This window comes from Cohnella kolymensis, from assembly GCF_000829465.1.
Classification (GTDB): Bacteria; Bacillota; Bacilli; order Paenibacillales; family Paenibacillaceae; genus Cohnella; species Cohnella kolymensis.
The window spans coordinates 82,786-101,168 of record NZ_JXAL01000028.1; the positions used below are offsets into that span (position 1 = coordinate 82,786).

Here is an 18,383-nt window from a genome sequence, read left to right on the forward strand (position 1 = left end):
TTCCAACCCCTTGAATGCATAGGAGTCATTGGACCATAATGAGGGTACATCAGGTCGTAGGAGGCCGATTCACATGAACTTGTATGAACTGTCTAATCAACTGCTATTGTCACGCTTGATCGGCGAACGATCCATTGAAATCCAAAGCTTGGAGACGGATTCCCGTAAGGTTATTCCGGGAACGCTGTTTTTCTGTCTGCCCGGACACACGGTAGATGGCCACGAGTACGCGCCGCAAGCCGTCGAAAGAGGTGCTGTTGCTCTGGTAACTTCGCGGCAGCTGCCGCTGGACGTTGCGCAGCTTATTGTGCCGGATACGAGAAAAGCGCTGGCTGTGCTGGCTGACTATTACTATGGAAGGCCTTCTCACAAGCTGCGCCCGATCGGGGTCACCGGCACGAACGGGAAAACAACGACGACTTATTTGGTAGAACGAATTTTGGCGGATGCCGGCATATCTGCGGGGGTAATCGGAACGATTGAAACCCGCTATGAAGGCAAAAGCTTGGAGATGTCCGGAACAACGCCGGACGTGCTTCAGCTCCAGCAAATCTTCCACTCCATGGTGGAAGCCGGAACCGACCGCTGCGTCATGGAGGTCTCTTCCCACGCACTGGAGCAGGGGCGCGTAATCGGCTGCCGTTTCCGCACGGCGATCTTCACGAATTTGACTCAGGATCATCTGGACTATCACGGAACGATGGAAGCTTATAAGGCGGCGAAAGGATTGTTTTTCTCAAGACTCGGCAACACTTACGCGGACCGGCCGGAAGACCGTACATATGCGGTGCTGAATGCCGATGATCCGGCGTCGGAGCAGTTCAGCAAACTGACCTCGGCTGAAGTGCTGACGTACGGAATCGAGAATGACGCGCACCTGCGCGCTTCCGAGGTTGCCATTTCCGCCAAAGGCACGTCGTTTACGCTGGATGCATTCGATATCAGGCGTAAAGTAAACCTGCGTATGGTCGGCAAATTTAACGTGTATAACGCGTTGGCGGCGTTAGGCGCCGCGATCTGCGAAGGCATACAGATCGATCAGGCGGTTCAAAGCCTCGAGAGTATTGCCGGTGTTCCCGGACGTGTGGAAGCGGTGGACGGCGGGCAGGATTTTGCCGTGATCGTCGATTATGCCCATACCCCGGACGGGTTGGAAAATGTACTGCGCACCGTTAACGAAATCGCGACGGGACGCGTGCTCTGCGTATTCGGATGCGGCGGCGACCGCGATAAGACGAAGCGGCCGATAATGGGCCGGATTGCCGCTGATCTCGCGGATCGCCTGATCGTAACAAGCGACAATCCCCGCACCGAGGATCCGATCGCCATTTTGCACGACATAGAAGCCGGTTTGAAAGAAGCGGGCGTTCAGGAGCAGAGGTATGAGCTGGTGCCCGACCGCCGCGCCGCCATTCAAAAAGCGGTTGAAATGGCAAGCCCCGGAGATGTAGTATTGATTGCGGGGAAAGGCCATGAAACCTATCAACTGATCAGCGGGGTCACTCATGATTTTGACGACCGTCTGGTGGCGAAAGAAGCGATAAGGAGTCGAAGCAAGTGATGCAGGCAACAGTTCTGGAAGTGGCCGAGTGGTGCGGCGCCGAGCGGGTTCAGCCGGGTTCGGTTGAAGCAGGTGCCGTCAGATTGACGGGTGTTTCGACCGATACGCGGCGAATCACGGAAGGTCAGCTGTTCGTGCCGCTCCGGGGCGACAATTTCGACGGGCACGATTATATTCAAGCAGCGAGAGACGCGGGGGCTGCCGCTTCCTTATGGGAAGCAGGCCGGGAATTGCCCGATACCGATATCCCGCTTATTTTTGTTGAGGATACGCTGCGGGCGCTGCAGACTTTGGCCGAAGGCTATTTGCGGCAGCTGGATGTCCGTATCGTCGCGGTGACGGGCAGCAACGGCAAAACAACGACGAAAGATCTCATTTCTTCCGTGCTCGCAACCCGGTACCGGGTGCACAAGACGGAAGGGAATTACAATAATCATATCGGACTTCCTCTTACGATCTTAAGTGCCCCTTCCGATACCGAAGTGCTGGTGCTCGAGATGGGGATGAGCGGCCGGGGCGAAATCGCTCTGCTGTCCAATCTCGCGAAGCCGGATATCGCGGTCATTACGAATATCGGTGAAGCGCATTTGCTGCAGCTCGGGTCCAGGAGAAATATCGCAAGGGCAAAATTGGAAATAATAGAAGGACTGCAGCCCGGAGGCGCATTGGTTTATTACGGCGACGAGCCTCTCCTGTTCGAAGAGCTGGAGGAGCTGACTTTACCGGCAGATACGCGGCTGCTCACCTTCGGTGAAGGCCCCGGATGCAGCCTGGCTGCGGACAGTATTCGGATCGCCGCCGAAGGAACCGCATTCTCGCTGACCGGCGAACCGGGCAAGCCGTACGAGCTGCCTATACCGGGCAAGCATAACGCCATCAATGCGCTGGCCGCTGTCGCCGTCGGCAGATTGCTGGAATTAGCCCGCGACGATATCTTCCAAGGGCTCAAATCGGCGAAGCTGACCGGTATGCGGATTGAGCGCAGCATGGCGAAGAACGGAGCCGTCATCCTGAATGACGCTTATAACGCCAGCCCGACTTCGGTCAAAGCTGCGATCGATCTGGTCGCTGAGCTGACCGGCAGCCGCCGGAAATGGATCGTGCTCGGCGACATGCTGGAGCTGGGTCCCGAGGAAGCTGAATTTCATGCGGAGACCGGCCGATATTTGTCGCCGGACAAGGCGGATCGCGTGCTGCTGTACGGACCTTTGTCGGCTAACACTTACGAAGCTGCCGGACGGAATTATCCGGACGACTGCGTGTTTCATTTTAAGGATAAAAGCGCGTTGACCAAGATGCTGCTAGACCGGCTCTCTCCCGAGGACCTGGTGCTTGTTAAAGCTTCGCGGGGCATGAAGATGGAAGAAGTCGTGAACGCGCTGCAGAAAGGTGCCGGTGAGTGACGGGATGGACTATACATCGATCTTATGGACATTAGGAGTATCCTTTTTGCTCGCGGTGCTGTTCGGCCCGCTGTTCATTCCGCTTCTTCGCAGGCTGAAGTTCGGACAGCAGGTGCGCGACGACGGACCGGAGTCTCATTTGAAGAAAACCGGGACGCCCACGATGGGCGGCATAATTATATTGGCTGCGTTAACCATCGCATTCATGAAGTTCGCGGATGCCGGTCCCGAATACTGGGCGCTGCTGACCGCATGTCTCGGTTTCGGGCTTATCGGTTTTTTGGATGACTATATCAAGATTGCTTTCAAAAGATCGCTCGGTTTGACGGCGAAACAGAAATTGTTCGGGCAGCTGCTATTTTCTATCATTTTTTGCTTCATGCTGTATAACATGGGTCACAGCACCGAGATCGGCGTTCCGGGTACGGATTGGTCTTTCGAGCTGGGCTGGGGTTATTACATTCTCGTTGTGATCATGTTTTTCGCCGCCAGCAATTCGGTCAATTTCACCGACGGGCTGGATGGGCTTTTGTCGGGGACAAGCGCTTTGGCATTCGGAGCATTCGCCGTAATTGCCGTGGAAGCGACCGAGCCGCAGGCGGCCGTATTCTGTGCGGCGATGGTCGGTGCCGTGCTGGGATTTCTGGTTTATAATGCGCATCCGGCCAAAGTGTTCATGGGAGACACCGGGTCGCTCGGCATCGGAGGCGGCATCGCCGCTGTTGCCATCCTGACCAAAACGGAGCTTCTGCTTGTCGTCATCGGCGGCGTGTTCGTCATTGAGATGCTGTCGGTCATCATTCAAGTGGCTTCCTTCAAGACGCGCGGCAAACGGGTATTTAAAATGAGTCCGATCCACCATCACTTCGAATTGTCGGGATGGTCGGAGTGGCGGGTCGTCACGACTTTCTGGGCAGCGGGGTTTCTCCTGGCGGTCGCCGGCCTGATTCTGTATAAGGGGTTATAACGACATGATGCAACTTACATCCTACCGCGGGCGGCGGGTCGTCGTTCTCGGATTGGCGAAGAGCGGCGTTGCAGCGGCCAAGCTGTTTCACTCCATCGGCGCCGATGTGATCGCGAACGACAAGAAAGCGCGGGAGCAATGCCCTGAAGCCGATCAGCTTACGGCTTTGGGCATTTCTGTTGTGTGCGGAGGCCATCCGGAAAATCTTGTCACTGAGGAAACTGCGTTACTCGTCAAAAATCCGGGTATACCTTACTCGGCGCCTCCTGTCGTTACGGCGCAGCGGCTCGGTGTTGAGGTCGTCACCGAAGTGGAGGTGGCAGGGCAGCTGTCGGCCGCGCCTATCGTCGGCATTACCGGCTCCAACGGTAAGACCACCACGACCACATGGACCGGGGTGCTGCTCGAAGAGGCCGGATTGAAACCGGTCGTGGCAGGCAACATCGGACGTCCGCTCAGCGAGGCGGCTCAGGAGGTTTCGGCCGACGGCTGGCTGCTCGCGGAGCTCAGCAGCTTTCAGCTGAAAGGGACGGAGGAGTTCCGCCCTAAGATCGCCTGCCTGCTGAACATCTCGGAAACGCATCTTGATTATCACGGCACGATGGAGGATTATGTCGCATCGAAGGCGAAATTGTTTGCGAATCAAACTTCGTCCGATTTTGCCGTCTATAACGAGGATGATGCAATGTGTCGGGAGCTGGCGTCGGGGTTCAAAGCGCGGAAGCTGCCGTTCTCGTTGACCCGCAAGCTGCCGCAAGGGGTTGCGGTTGAGCCTCCGTACCCGGATGTTCGTCCGGGACCCGATGAAGAAGTCGAAGCGGAGAGATGGATTGTCTATCGGGACGAAAATGGAGGGGAGCGGCGGATCATCCGGATTGACGAGCTGGGCATTCCCGGCCGGCACAACGCTGCGAACGCGCTTGCCGCGATCGCGGTCGCTCTTGCAGCAGGCGCCGCGCCGGAGAAGCTGGTCGAGCCGCTGCGGGACTTCCGCGGCGTGGAGCACCGTCTGGAGTATGTCGGAACCTTCGGCGGCGTGAAATATTACAACGACTCCAAAGCGACGAATCCGATGGCGACCACCATGTCCATCCTCTCGCTGCCGGCGCCGCTTATCCTTATCGCAGGCGGGCTCGATCGGGGATCGGATTATATGGAACTGCTGCCGGTTTTCCGCGATCGGTTGAAAGGGCTTGTGGCACTTGGGGAAACCCGGGAAAAGATCGGCAAAGTGGCGTCGGCGTCCGGTTTAGCCGCGGTGAAAGTCGTCGAACCTGAGAATGACGCCGAAAGTACGCTGCGCCGCGCCATAGAAGAAGCTGCGGACATGGCCGCGCCGGGAGACATCATTCTCCTGTCGCCGGCATGCGCGAGCTGGGACATGTTCCCTTCTTATGAAGTGCGGGGCCGCATTTTTAAGCAATCGGCGCATACGTTGTAGAAGGGGGCTCGTCCCCACTTCTGCTCCTCGTGAGGTGTCCGGTTCATGGCCAAAACCCGTTCCGTCCCCGATCTATGGATGATCGCGCTACGCTAGGCAGTCCTGGCGATCGGCGTGGTGATGGTGTATAGCGCAAGCGCCGTCGCGGCTTTCCACGAACACGGCGATTCTTATTACTATGTAAAAAGACAGCTGCTGTTTGCGGTTTTCGGTATTGCTTCGATGTTCGTCACCATGAACGTAGACTATACGATTTGGCGTAAATGGGCCGGTCCTGCGCTGCTCATCTGCTTCGGGCTGCTGATCATTGTGCTTATCCCGGGGGTCGGCGTTGTGCGCGGAGGAGCGCGCAGCTGGCTGGGCATCGGTTCTTCGGCATTCAGCCTTCGGAGTTCATGAAATTGGCTATGATACTGTTTCTGGCCAGATACCTGTCTGAAAAGCAGAGCTTGATTACGCAATTCCGCAAAGGGTTGCTGCCGCCGCTCGGCATCATCGGGCTGGCGTTCGGACTGATCATGCTCCAGCCCGATCTGGGCACAGGGGCCGTCATGATCGGCGCATCGCTGCTTGTCATCTACGTGACGGGCGCGCAGGTCGCCCATCTGGGAGGCTTGGCGCTGCTCGGGCTTGCCGGCTTGGGAGCTCTTATCGCCGCCGCACCTTACCGGCTGCAGCGGATTACCGCGTTCCTGGATCCATGGCAGGATCCGCTGGGCGCAGGCTACCAATCGATTCAATCGCTTTACGCGGTCGGTCCCGGCGGCTTGGTCGGTCTGGGACTCGGCATGAGCCGCCAGAAGTACAATTATTTGCCGGAGCCTCAGACGGATTTTATTTTTTCCATTCTGGCTGAAGAGCTTGGCTTTATCGGGGGTTCCCTGCTCATTCTCTTGTTCCTGCTCCTCATCTGGAGAGGCATGAGAACTGCAATTACGATATCCGATCCTTTCGGAAGCTTGCTGGCTACCGGGATCGTCGGCATTTTTGCGGTCCAGGTGCTTATTAACATAGGCGTTGTAATCGGCATGCTGCCGGTTACGGGCATAACCCTTCCGCTCGTCAGCTACGGAGGCTCGTCTCTTACCTTGCTGCTGACGGCGCTTGGAATATTACTTAACTTATCCCGTTACTCGAGGTGACTTTTCATGCGTGTCGTGTTAACCGGAGGAGGTACCGGAGGGCACATTTATCCCGCGCTGGCGATCGGCCGGGAAGTATCGGAACGACAACCGGATTCGTCTCTGCTCTACATCGGGACGCGCCGCGGTTTGGAAAGCCGGATCGTGCCCCAGCACGGCATTGATTTTGAAGCGATCGAAATTACCGGATTCCGGCGTTCGTTATCCTGGGAGAATGTTCGGACGCTCATGCGCTTTTGGCAGGGCGTGCGCCGGTCCAAGCAGCTATTGAAAAAATTCAAGCCCGATGTAGTCGTCGGCACCGGCGGTTATGTGTGCGGGCCTGTCGTATATGCGGCATCGAAGCTCGGCATTCCTACGCTCATCCATGAGCAGAATGTGGTGCCGGGCCTGGCCAACAAATTTTTGAGCAGGTATGTGGATGCGGTCGCCGTCAGCTTTGCCGAGTCCGCACAATATTTTCGCCGCTGTCCCAATATCGTACATGCGGGCAATCCCGTCGCTTCTGCCGTGCTGCGCGCATCCAAGGATAATGGATTCAGCTCGCTCGGGCTGAAACCGGGAACGCCTTTTGTGCTTGTCGTGGGCGGGAGCGGGGGCGCCAAGGCGCTGAACGAGGCGATGTCGCAGATGGTTCCGCTTATTGGTGGGCTGCCCGACGTTCACTTTGTTTTCGCGACGGGCGAAAGATTTTACGAGGACACGGTGACACGGATCAAGGGTTTACCTGCTGCGGCGGAAGATCGTCTGCACGTCCTGCCTTATATTCACAATATGCATGAAGTGCTGTCCGCGGCTTCGCTTGTCGTCACCAGGGCCGGCGCATCTTTCATTGCGGAGACGACGTCGATCGGAGTGCCGGCGATATTGATTCCGTCTCCGAACGTGACGAACAATCATCAGGAAGCGAATGCCCGGAGCGTAGCGGATGCCGGCGCGGGTGTAATGATTCTGGAACGGAATTTATCCGGTGAGGTTTTGTTTCAGCAGATTGCCGCGATCATGACGGACTCCGCAAGACGGCAGTCGATGGCGCAGGCCTCACGGAATTTAGGCATGCCGCAAGCGGCGGCTGCGATATATGAGCAAATAGGCCGGATCATCCGGCAACGATAAAAACGGTCGTTCTTCAGCGGCTGAAGTAGGCGTTTGTCACAACCCTTACCGACCTGTCATAAGATACAGCGTGATCGTGACTGCCCGAATATGGGACACTAGGTAAACGGCGGCAGCGGCGCACCCTGAAGGACGATCAAGGAGGAAACTTGGATGCAGCAGTTGATCGCGGAGCTGGAACAAGCCGGTATCGGCGATATCCGGATTAACGAATCGCTCGCCGGACACACGACCTGGAAGATCGGCGGACCTGCGGACCTGTTTTTGATCCCGGGCAATGATGAGGAGCTTGCGGCAGCTTTGTCGGTGCTGCACCGCCATGGCGTGCCCTGGTGCGTGATCGGCAGAGGCTCCAACACGTTGGCGTCCGATAAAGGGGTTCGGGGAGCCGTCATCAAGCTTGGCGACAGCTTCGACGAAGTGCGCTTTGATGAGGATACGGTGACTGCAGGCGCTTCGTATTCGTTCATCAAGCTGTCGGTCATGGCCGGCAAGGAAGGGCTTACCGGGCTGGAATTCGCGGGAGGAATACCCGGAACGGTAGGCGGAGCCGTGTACATGAATGCCGGTGCGAACAATTCGGACATTTCACGTATCTTAAAGTCAGCCGAAATCATCTGGGAAGACGGCAGTCGGTCTGTATACGGGAAAGAGGAAATGGACTTCGCGTATCGCCATTCCCTTTTGCATGACAAAAAGGGCATTGTGACCCGGGCGGTGTTTAAGCTTGCGAAGGGCGAACGCAACGAGATCGCCGCAACGCTGGCGACCTACAAGGATCGTCGCCGCAAAACCCAGCCGCTTCACATGGCTTGCGCGGGCAGTGTATTCCGCAATCCCCCGAACGATCACGCTGCAAGGCTGATCGAGGCCGCCGGTTTAAAAGGGCTGCGCGAGGGCGCCGCAGAGGTGTCCCAAATGCATGCCAACTTTATCGTCAACCACGGTGGTGCGACGGCTGAGGACGTCCTCACCCTTATGCGACGGGTTCAGCAAAAAGTCGAAGACACATTCGGAATAGTTTTGGTGCCGGAGGTTCTCTTGATGGGTGAGCGGTAACCCGGAGGTGAAACCCTTGGACAATTTGGTGATTGAAGGCGGACTGCCGCTTTCGGGCACCATTCGTATCCACGGAGCCAAGAACGCCGCTTTACCGATATTAGCCGCCAGTTTGCTAGCGGAAGGACAAGTGAAGATCCGCAATGTCCCAAGATTGTTAGACATCGAGGTCATGCTGGACATTTTGCGGGATCTGGGGTGTAAAGCGCTGCATGAGGGTACGGTGGTGACGGTCGAACCGGCCGCCGCCGCATCCTCTCACATTCCGGAGACGCTGATGCGTAAAATGCGATCTTCGGTGTTCTTGATGGGGCCGCTTCTGGCGCGTTTCGGTGAAGCTCAGCTCTACCAGCCCGGCGGATGCGCTATCGGGGAAAGAAAGATTGATCTGCATTTGCGGGGGCTTGCCGCTCTCGGAGCGGAGATTCGAGAGAAGGGCAGCCGCATCGTTTGTAAAGCTCAAAAGCTTAGAGGGGCCGAAGTGATTCTCGATTTTCCGAGTGTCGGCGCCACCGAGAACATTATGATGGCAGCCGTGCTTGCGCAGGGCCGAACAACAATTATCGGGGCTGCGCGAGAGCCGGAAATTCAAGATTTGCAGCGGTTTTTGAACGAGATGGGCGCGAATGTAAAAGGAGCCGGCACGGATACACTCATTATCGACGGAGTCACATCTCTGCGCGGCTGTAATTTCGAGGTGATCCCCGACCGGATCGTTACAGGCACCGTTATGGTTGCGGCTGCGGCAACCCGCGGAGACGTAACGCTGGAGAATACCGAGCCGGGACATCTCGCATCTCTCGTGCATGTGCTCAGGCGCGCAGGTGTTCAAATCGATGTCGGCAATGATATAATCAAAGTCAGCGCATCCAAGCGCCCTGTGGCGGTAGAACGCGTTGTCACATCGCCTTATCCGGCATTTCCGACGGACTTGCAGGCTCAGGTCATGACATTCCTCGCGTTGGCGGACGGTGTGAGCATGATCAAGGAAACGATCTTCGAAGGCCGGTTCAAGCATGTCGATGAGTTATGCCGTATGGGAGCGGATATCAGAGTCGATTTAAACCACGCGTTCATTCGCGGAGTGCCCCAGCTGTACGGCACGACCGTCGAAGCCACCGACCTGCGGGCAGGCGCTGCCCTTGTCATTGCCGGTCTGTGCGCGCAAGGGCGGACGGTTGTGGAGCAGGTGCACCACATCGACCGCGGATACGACCGGATCGAGAACATGTTCCGCCAGATCGGCGGCAACATCATCCGGGAAACGAACAAAACGAAAGTTTACAGCTGACGGTGCGGCTGCCTGCCGGCGATCGATGATCGCGCTCAGCCGTTACTATAACGCCAAAGCACCCCCCGCTGCAGGGGCCCATCCCCCGCGAGGGGGTGCTTTTTGTAACGAGTAAGGACAAGCTGTGCTTGGGTCGGATTAACTGGCATGGCAGGGAGGAAGAGGTGCGGGTATCCGCTGGAGAGGTTTGCCGTTCGCCTTTGAACACGGGAAATAACCTTTTAATCAAATCATAGATTTCCTGTGTTCAACAGCGACGGAAGCGGATACCCCACATCGCACGACCTGCGCCCATGCCGGTGAAAGACTTGACCCAACAGCACTTGTCCGCCCGAGAGGAGGGAGAAACGCAAATGACAGAACGCATTCCCGCGCTTAAGCGGGAAACGGCGCCGCGCGCCCGCAAGGGCAAAAAACTGCTCTGGATACTATTCGCACTTTTTTTTTATCTTGCTTGTGGTGTTGTTTTTGCGTTCCTCCCTGTCCAAATTTTCGGAAATACAGGTGACGGGCACGGCTAGCTTGTCTAAAGAGGAAGTCCGGAAAGCGCTGGGCGTAGTTCCCGGCGACTCCTTCTTCGTTCCTAGCTCCGGCCGTCTTAAACAGCGCGTGCTCACGTTAAAGCCTGTGGAAGATGTTACCATAACGAAAAACTTTCCAGGTGTCCTTAAAGTGGAAGTCAAGGAGTATGAGATGGTAGCCGTCCAGCTTTCTCCGGACGGTCAAATGTTCTCCGTCCTGGCGAACGGTTTGGCGCTGCCGGTCGTGGAAGGGCGTTTGCCGGACAAGCCTGTCCTCTCCGGATGGAAGCCCGGCGACCCCAATCTGATCGCTTTGTGCCGTGCTCTGAGCGGTGTGCCGGATCAGTTTCTGACCGATTTGTCCGAAATCCACTCCGACCCTTCTACCGCGTACCCGGACAGGATCAAGCTGTTCACCCGTTCGCGTTTTGAAGTGGTTACGACGGTGGGCAAGCTCGCAGACAAAATCTCCTACTTGAGCGACATCGTGCAAAATAGAGAACCCGGTAAAGTGTTGATGCTGGAGGCGGACACTTATTTGCCCTATTCGGCAGAAAGCGCCCCGCAAGCATCCCCGGAAGCCGATAAACTTAAGGAAAAGGACACTACTCAATAACTAAAAAGAATGCTAGAATTTCATTTATGGGTGTAATGGGTAATCTAATAGAGTTGATTTTCACCCGACTGACGAATAACCAAATAATTTGTAGAAAAAAGAGGGAAAACCTCGCGGATGTGGAATATGTAGTGGAAGCATCCCTTGTTCGCAGCCTTATTCATCGATTTACGGGAGGTGCCACCGGTTGAGCAATAATGACCTCATCGTCAGCCTGGATATTGGAACTTCCAAAATCCGGGTGATTATAGGGGAAATCAGCAACGGGGCCATTAACATCATTGGCGTCGGATCTGCGGATTCCGAAGGTATTCGCAAAGGCGCCATTGTCGATATTGACCAGACCGTGCAGTCCATTCGTAATGCCGTCGATCATGCGGAACGCATGGTTGGCATTGGAATCAGTGAAGTTTACGTCGGGATCGCCGGCAACCATATCGCCTTGCAAAGCAATCACGGCGTCGTCGCCGTCTCCAATGAAGATCGGGAGATCGGGGAAGAAGACATCGAGAGAGTGCTGCAAGCGAGCAAAGTGGTGGCATTGCCTCCTGAACGCGAAATCATCGGACTCGTTCCCAAGCAGTTTTTGGTAGACGGACTAGCGGATATTCAAGATCCGCGCGGCATGATAGGCGTTCGCCTCGAAGTGGAATGCACGATCATTACCGGAACGAAAGCAGCGGTACATAACCTGATGAGATGCGTAGAGAAAGCAGGACTGCGTATTTCCGGCATTATCCTTATGTCTCTGGCATCAGGTATGATGGCTCTAACAAAAGACGAGAAGCAGATGGGAACTGTGCTGGCGGATATCGGAGCCGGTGCGACAACGCTCGCCGTATTTGAAGGGGGCAGCCTTGCGGCTGTGTCGACGCTTCCGATCGGCGGGGACTATGTCACCAGCGATATTTGCTACGGGCTCAAAACCCAGACCGAGTATGCCGAGAAGATCAAGCTGAAGTACGGGTGCGCTCGTATCGAAGATGCGGCTGACGACCTGAGGTTCAAGGTCATGCGGGTCGGCAGCAACATGGAGAAGGAGTTCTCCCAGCTCGATCTGGCGAATATTATCGAACCGCGCATGCAGGAAATTTTTCAGATGATCCGCCAAGAAGTGAAACGGCTCGGTTATCATGACAAGATTAACGGCTACGTACTGACAGGCGGAACAGTATCTTTGCCTAGCGTTCTGCCGCTCGCGCATACGGAACTGGAGTCCAATGTGAGAATTGCGGTGCCCGATTATATCGGCGTCAAAGATCCGTCCTTCAGCAGCGGCGTCGGCATGATTCAATATGTGACCAAATACGTACGTGCGCGCGGAACAACCGCTGCCAAACGCCCGGGCAAAACGAAAGCCTCCGGCAACGAGGAAAAGACCGGCGTCATGGCTTGGTTCAAGAACATGTTCAAAGAATTTATTTAAGCCGCCGCTTACGAGGAACCATTGGAGCGTAGCGAGGAGGAGTTAGCAAATATGTTGGAATTTGATTTTGAGATGGAACCGCTCGCGAAAATCAAAGTCATCGGTGTAGGTGGCGGCGGCAGCAACGCTGTAAACCGAATGATCGAGAACGGCGTTAAAGGCGTCGAGTTCATCACCGTCAATACAGATGCGCAAGCGTTGCAATTAACGAAATCCGAACAAAAGCTGCAAATCGGGGACAAGCTTACCCGCGGACTCGGTGCCGGAGCCAATCCGGATGTCGGTAAGAAAGCGGCGGAAGAATCCCGCGAGTTTATAACCAATACGCTGAGCAGCGCGGATATGGTGTTCGTCACTGCAGGTATGGGAGGCGGCACCGGCACAGGCGCGGCTCCCGTTATTGCCGAGCTGGCGAAAGAAGCCGGCGCGCTTACCGTCGGTGTAGTCACGCGCCCGTTCACTTTCGAAGGCCGTAAGCGTTCGGCCCAAGCGGAGCTCGGCATTGAAGCTCTCAAAGAAAAAGTGGATACGCTTATTGTCATTCCGAATGACAGATTGCTCGAGATCGTAGACAAGAAAACCCCGATGCTGGAAGCTTTCCGGGAAGCGGATAACGTACTGCGTCAAGCCGTTCAAGGCATCTCCGATCTCATCGCGGTGCCTGGATTGATCAATCTCGACTTCGCAGACGTGAAGACAATCATGACGGAACGCGGATCCGCTTTGATGGGCATCGGAATCGCAGGCGGTGAGAACCGTGCGATGGAAGCCGCTCGCAAAGCGATCATGAGCCCGCTGCTCGAAACCTCCATCGAGGGCGCTCGCGGCGTCATCATGAACATTACCGGCGGCTCTAACTTGTCGCTGTATGAAGTCAACGAAGCTGCGGAGATTGTCATATCCGCTTCCGACCCGGACGTGAACATGATTTTCGGAGCGATTATCGATGACAACATGAAAGACGAGATTAAAGTGACCGTGATTGCGACCGGATTTGAACACAAAGGTCCTACAAGACGCTCAGCTCCGTCCGCGTCTCCGGTGCAGCACCACCATCACTCGGAGCCGGCAAGCACAGGCGCCGGTGCGGGTGCGGCCTCCAACGAAGTTCGGCCGGCCGGCAATCTTCGTCCTTTCGGCAGCCAGAACGTGTCCAGCGATCAACTGGATATTCCGGCCTTTTTACGCAATCGTCCGCGCGGCGATCGATAAATTTTATAAGCGCATCGGATTAGGACTCCGGTTCCACTTTTTGTGGGCCGGAGTTTTTTCTTTGTCCTCGGACAAGAATTCATCTCGACAAAAAAACTGCTGAGATGCCGGCATGATTAGACAGACTCCGGATTTGAAAGCGATTATACTGGGTTCATCCATCCCGGCCTCTACCCCCTGCGGCTTCCGGGCAATGAAGGATGGGGGTTTCTTTATGACCGTTTATGTGGATTTAGTGTTCTTCACGAATCTGGCAGTGGACGGGACTGTGCTTCTAACCACTGCCAAAGCGAGACGCCTCCACCCTTCCAAAAGCCGCCTGTTCAGTGCCGCTCTGTTGGGCGCTGTATATGCGGTACTCATGTTCTGGGCGGACATACCTTATTTGTACTCTTTTGCGGTGAAGGTGCTTATTTCTCTGGTTATGGTACTTCTTTCGTTCGGCTATGGCGGACCGTTGCAGCTGGCGCGTAATTTCGGCGCTTTCTATACGGTAAACTTCGTGACATTGGGAGGAGTGATCGGCCTCAGCTATTTGGTCCGGTCCTCCGGAAATCCATGGGGCGGAGTAGCGTTTACGCAAGACGGCGGACTAATCTTGGAATGGCAAATGCAGCTCGGCTTGTTCATTGTCAGCTTTTTGCTGTCATTGTGGCTGTTCCACGGAACTTCTCAGGGACACCGAAAGCTGCAGCAGATGGACACCCTGCTATGGGATGTCGAGATTCGTATCGAAGATCGGGCGTGGAACGTGCGCGCGCTGTTGGATACCGGAAATCGGCTTTATGATCCGCTCACCCGCATCCCCGTTATGATTATGGAAGCGAGCATCTGGAAGGATGATCTGCCGCCAGGCTGGTGCGAGCGGTTAAAATCTGAATCGGCGGATCGGCTCATTACGGAGCTCGATACGGATTTGTCAGAATCATATGCTTGGGCACATCGGCTGCGTCTCGTGCCGTATCGGGCGGTGAACGGGAACTCTCGTCTCATGCTGGCAGTCAAGCCGGATACAGTGTTGTTGTCTCGGGAAGGACATCCCCCTCATCAGGTTCACCGGCTGTTGATCGGATTGGACGGCGGGGTTTTGTCGTCAGAAGGAATGTATCGTGCCATTATTCATCCGGATATGGCCAACGCCGACTCATCGCCGTCGGCTCCATCTCAGCCTGCGTGACAGGAGGTTTTGCAGAAATGCTCATGAACTTGAAGCTAAGGTCGCAATTATCGCTTTATCGCCTGTTATTCTGGCTCGGCTGGAAGAGCGAGGAAGTCTATTATATTGGAGGAAGCGAAGCCCTTCCGCCCCCTCTCAGCCGGGAAGAGGAGGAGTATTTGCTGGAAAGGCTGCCAACCGGCGATTCGGCAATCCGGGCCATGCTTATCGAGCGTAATCTGCGCTTGGTCGTCTATATCGCCCGCAAATTCGAGAACACCGGCATTCATATCGAAGACCTCGTCTCGATCGGCGCCATCGGACTGATTAAAGCCGTCAACACGTTTGATCCCGACAAAAAAATCAAATTGGCAACCTACGCTTCCCGATGCATCGAAAATGAGATCCTCATGTATTTACGCCGTAACAGCAAGACCCGCACTGAAGTATCCTTCGACGAGCCTCTCAATATCGATTGGGATGGGAATGAGCTTTTGCTGTCGGATGTGCTGGGTACGGAGAACGACACGATTTACCGCAACATTGAAGAGCAAGTGGACCGCAAGCTGCTCCATAAAGCGCTGGATAAGCTGAGCGAGCGGGAGCGGACGATCATGGAGCTGCGCTTCGGGCTGGCCGACGGGGAAGAGAAAACGCAGAAGGATGTCGCGGATTTGCTCGGCATATCCCAGTCGTATATTTCCCGTTTGGAGAAACGCATCATTAAACGCCTGCGTAAGGAATTTAACAAAATGGTTTGATCTTTGTGTGAAAATTCGGTGTTTTCTAACATTTACAGCTTGTTCCAGAAGACGCATTTTACGGAATAAAATTGACCTCCCCGGAGATACTTTACATTAATGCTGCTCCCCGGGAGGAATTACCATGACCCGTAACAAAGTGGAGATTTGTGGAGTGGACACCTCAAAGCTGCCCGTTCTGACCAATGCCGAAATGAGGGAACTGTTTCTTGCTCTGCAAACCCGAGGAGAGCTGGGAGCCCGGGAAAAATTGGTGAATGGCAACTTGCGCCTCGTGCTGAGTGTTATCCAACGTTTCAACAACCGCGGGGAATTCGTCGACGACTTGTTTCAAGTCGGGTGCATCGGATTAATGAAGGCGATCGACAATTTTGACTTAGGTCAGAACGTTCGCTTTTCCACGTATGCCGTGCCGATGATTATCGGAGAAATTCGCCGTTACCTGCGGGACAACAACCCCATTCGCGTGTCCCGCAGCTTGCGAGACATTGCTTACAAGGCGCTGCAAGTCAGGGACCAGCTTACGAATCAGCACTCGAGGGAACCGACCATTCTGGAAATCTCCGAAGTGTTGAACGTACCGAAAGAAGACATCGTGTTCGCATTGGATGCCATTCAAGACCCGGTTTCTTTGTTCGAACCCATCTATCACGATGGCGGAGACCCAATCTTCGTGATGGACCAAATCAGCGACGAACGAAATAAAGACGTGCAATGGATCGAAGAGATCGCCCTCCGCGAAGCCATGAGAAAGCTAAACGACCGCGAGAAAATGATCCTCTCCATGCGCTTTTTCGAAGGAAAAACCCAAATGGAAGTGGCCGACGAGATCGGTATCTCCCAGGCACAAGTCTCCCGTCTAGAAAAATCCGCCATCCAGCAAATGCAGAAGTATGTAAAGACCTAAGCGGTACCTATAACCTCCAAATGTTCCCCCGAAGGTGAAGCCGTTGCTTCGCCTTCTTTTCATTTTCAAGTCAGTAACCTCTCAAGGAGCACATATCGGTTCTCATCTCTTATAGCCACTATCCCCGTCGCTCATGAACCATGTTATGCGACTCTTATGGCCACTATCCCCGTCGCTCATGAACCATGTTGTGCGACTCTTATAGCCACTATCGCCGAGGCTCAAGGTAAGGGCCAAACTACGCTCCAGCCCAGGGCATCAAGTCCAAAACTGAGTAGGGAAATCCAAAAGCCAATACCAAATAAGCGTAGTCCAAAGATACAGAATTAACTTGCTAGCTGAGCTCGTTTCGCACGGTATTCGGACCAAGCACGGGACATTCTTCTCGTATTCTTTTCGCGGATCAACGATGGATATGTCAAGGTGGTAGTTATTGCGCAGAGCTGAAAGAGATTTTCAAAAGGAGCTAGGTCACGGACCTTAACGTTGAATTGATATGCATATTGATTTAAGTAAGCCTGCAAATGCTTGGGGCCAATTCCCCTGAAGGTATGATTGATCCACTGGTTTACCTTATTATTAAGCAGTTTTAGAGGCTTTAATTTGTGGGAGCGAAATTTTTTGAGTTCAGCAATTATCTCGGTAGCTTTGGGGTCTACATGATGTTTGATGAATGTGGTCTTGCCCCAAGGAATTATTGAGCAGCTATTAAGATGCTCCTCGGGGACTTGGTTGATTTTGACATGAGTCAGCTCGCCTTTGTCGCTAATGGATGCTCCGATGATTAAAATGTGTTCCTGAGGATGCAGATAAACAGTAGGATTGTAGGGGGCGCCGTACTGTCCCCAATTGATATGGACTAAGCCGGTGAGCTTCTTATGGTTATCCGCTTCAGTCATGGCATGACGAATTTTGTGACAAATAAGCCACGCGGTTTTGTAGGTCGTACCGATGATCGATGCTAAGCGGATTGCGGAGATTCCGCCAGGCAAGGCGTGCAGAAAAATGGCTTGGAACCACAGCCTAAGCGGTGTCCTGCTGCCTTCAAAAATCGTACCGGCAATGAGGGAAGTCTGAAGGCGGCACGATCCGCATTCATACAGGGGCAGTCGGCGAGTACGAATGGTATAGGCGTGGGCGTGGTCGCAGCGTGGGCAACGGAAGCCGGTCGGCCATCTGGATGAGTACAGTATGCGTATACATATTTCTTCATTGTCAAAGTATTTGCAGAACTTCTCGAAAGTCAGGGAATCAAACACTATGGACCCCTCCAATTACGAACATCTGTTCCTGTTTAGATTATACCAAACATATGTTCCGGTTGTCAACTATTTTTCGCATCGAAATTGTGCCCCTGACGGAGCGGGATAGTGGACATAAGGCGCTGAGAGGACAGATATATTGTGTGTGATTGACCGTACATTTTTCCGGCCTGGCTCATATAGTTAATGTAGGGTACAAATGCCCGGTCGACGGGGGAGCGAAGGAGCATGAAAATATCCGATTTCCAGACCAAAGACGTGATCAACATTGTCGACGGAAAGAAGCTGGGCCAGGTTAGCGATTTGGAGCTCGACTTGCGCCAAGGGCGGATCGACTCCATTGTCGTGCCTACGGCGACCCGACTGTTCGGTATGTTCGGCGGAGGAAACGATGTGGTTATTCCTTGGCGCAACATCGTGAAAATCGGCGCAGACGTCGTGCTGGTCCGGCTTGACGACGCCAAAGTTTATAGGCTGGAAGACGGGGAACACACAGCAAGATAGGCAGGGTAACTGCGCGGTTCGGGGTGCCTATGGTACAC

General features: G+C 54.6%; 16 protein-coding genes and 1 pseudogene. 16 read left to right on the plus strand and 1 reads right to left on the minus strand.

Translation table 11 applies throughout. The features are described 5' to 3' along the window. The first annotated feature begins 73 nt into the window (after window positions 1-73). The 15 genes and pseudogenes from SD71_RS18660 to sigG all read left to right on the plus strand — a co-directional run bounded on the left by SD71_RS18660 (window position 74) and on the right by sigG (window position 16,579). Window positions 74-1,561: a UDP-N-acetylmuramoyl-L-alanyl-D-glutamate--2,6-diaminopimelate ligase gene (locus SD71_RS18660; RefSeq protein ID WP_041066595.1), complete on the plus strand. Its 1,488-nt coding sequence runs from the start codon at window positions 74-76 to the stop codon at window positions 1,559-1,561. Next, window positions 1,558-2,964 (plus strand): UDP-N-acetylmuramoyl-tripeptide--D-alanyl-D-alanine ligase, encoded by a 1,407-nt coding sequence (locus tag SD71_RS18665; RefSeq protein ID WP_041066597.1) that lies wholly within the window; start codon window positions 1,558-1,560, stop codon window positions 2,962-2,964. Before SD71_RS18660 ends, SD71_RS18665 begins: the two co-directional genes overlap by 4 nt. A 4-nt stretch (window positions 2,965-2,968) precedes the next feature. Further along, the gene (mraY, locus tag SD71_RS18670; RefSeq protein WP_041066599.1) at window positions 2,969-3,931 is read left to right on the plus strand and encodes a phospho-N-acetylmuramoyl-pentapeptide-transferase; all 963 of its coding nucleotides are present in this window, start codon (window positions 2,969-2,971) and stop codon (window positions 3,929-3,931) included. A 4-nt stretch (window positions 3,932-3,935) separates the two neighbouring features. After that, entirely contained in the window at window positions 3,936-5,372 is a 1,437-nt protein-coding gene (gene murD / locus SD71_RS18675) for a UDP-N-acetylmuramoyl-L-alanine--D-glutamate ligase (protein WP_041066601.1), read from the plus strand. 120 nt (window positions 5,373-5,492) lie between these two features. Continuing rightward, window positions 5,493-6,514, plus strand: a pseudogene (gene spoVE, locus SD71_RS18680) (stage V sporulation protein E). A 6-nt stretch (window positions 6,515-6,520) separates the two neighbouring features. Further along, window positions 6,521-7,630 carry an undecaprenyldiphospho-muramoylpentapeptide beta-N-acetylglucosaminyltransferase gene (gene murG / locus SD71_RS18685; protein WP_041066603.1) on the plus strand — a complete coding sequence of 370 codons (1,110 nt, stop codon included), beginning with the start codon at window positions 6,521-6,523 and terminating at the stop codon, window positions 7,628-7,630. Between the two features lie 153 nt (window positions 7,631-7,783). Continuing rightward, window positions 7,784-8,689, plus strand: a complete 906-nt coding sequence (murB, locus tag SD71_RS18690) for a UDP-N-acetylmuramate dehydrogenase (RefSeq protein ID WP_041066605.1) — start codon at window positions 7,784-7,786, stop codon at window positions 8,687-8,689. 16 nt (window positions 8,690-8,705) lie between these two features. Then, window positions 8,706-9,980: a UDP-N-acetylglucosamine 1-carboxyvinyltransferase gene (gene murA, locus SD71_RS18695; protein ID WP_041066650.1), complete on the plus strand. Its 1,275-nt coding sequence runs from the start codon at window positions 8,706-8,708 to the stop codon at window positions 9,978-9,980. 353 nt (window positions 9,981-10,333) lie between these two features. After that, window positions 10,334-10,501 (plus strand): hypothetical protein, encoded by a 168-nt coding sequence (locus SD71_RS24070; RefSeq protein WP_161793417.1) that lies wholly within the window; start codon window positions 10,334-10,336, stop codon window positions 10,499-10,501. A gap of 1 nt (window position 10,502) precedes the next feature. Continuing rightward, window positions 10,503-11,117: a cell division protein FtsQ/DivIB gene (locus tag SD71_RS18700; protein ID WP_052476410.1), complete on the plus strand. Its 615-nt coding sequence runs from the start codon at window positions 10,503-10,505 to the stop codon at window positions 11,115-11,117. A gap of 187 nt (window positions 11,118-11,304) precedes the next feature. Further along, window positions 11,305-12,543, plus strand: coding sequence for a cell division protein FtsA (ftsA, locus tag SD71_RS18705; RefSeq protein ID WP_041066608.1), 1,239 nt, complete (start codon window positions 11,305-11,307; stop codon window positions 12,541-12,543). Window positions 12,544-12,594: 51 nt separating this feature from the next. Continuing rightward, window positions 12,595-13,755 (plus strand): cell division protein FtsZ, encoded by a 1,161-nt coding sequence (gene ftsZ, locus SD71_RS18710; protein ID WP_041066611.1) that lies wholly within the window; start codon window positions 12,595-12,597, stop codon window positions 13,753-13,755. Between the two features lie 112 nt (window positions 13,756-13,867). Continuing rightward, a complete protein-coding gene (spoIIGA, locus tag SD71_RS18715) occupies window positions 13,868-14,932 on the plus strand; it encodes a sigma-E processing peptidase SpoIIGA (RefSeq protein WP_082034346.1) in 1,065 nt (354 codons plus the stop codon). 17 nt (window positions 14,933-14,949) lie between these two features. Then, window positions 14,950-15,672 (plus strand): RNA polymerase sporulation sigma factor SigE, encoded by a 723-nt coding sequence (sigE, locus tag SD71_RS18720; RefSeq protein WP_041066615.1) that lies wholly within the window; start codon window positions 14,950-14,952, stop codon window positions 15,670-15,672. 124 nt (window positions 15,673-15,796) lie between these two features. After that, window positions 15,797-16,579, plus strand: coding sequence for an RNA polymerase sporulation sigma factor SigG (gene sigG / locus SD71_RS18725; RefSeq protein WP_041066617.1), 783 nt, complete (start codon window positions 15,797-15,799; stop codon window positions 16,577-16,579). A gap of 326 nt (window positions 16,580-16,905) precedes the next feature. On the opposite strand, the gene SD71_RS18730 is transcribed toward sigG, so the two are convergent. After that, window positions 16,906-17,838, minus strand: a complete 933-nt coding sequence (locus tag SD71_RS18730) for a transposase (RefSeq protein ID WP_052476411.1) — start codon at window positions 17,836-17,838, stop codon at window positions 16,906-16,908. A 231-nt stretch (window positions 17,839-18,069) separates the two neighbouring features. On the opposite strand from SD71_RS18730, the gene SD71_RS18735 reads away from it, so the two are divergent. Continuing rightward, window positions 18,070-18,345: a YlmC/YmxH family sporulation protein gene (locus SD71_RS18735; protein WP_041064085.1), complete on the plus strand. Its 276-nt coding sequence runs from the start codon at window positions 18,070-18,072 to the stop codon at window positions 18,343-18,345. The last annotated feature ends 38 nt before the right edge of the window (window positions 18,346-18,383 follow it).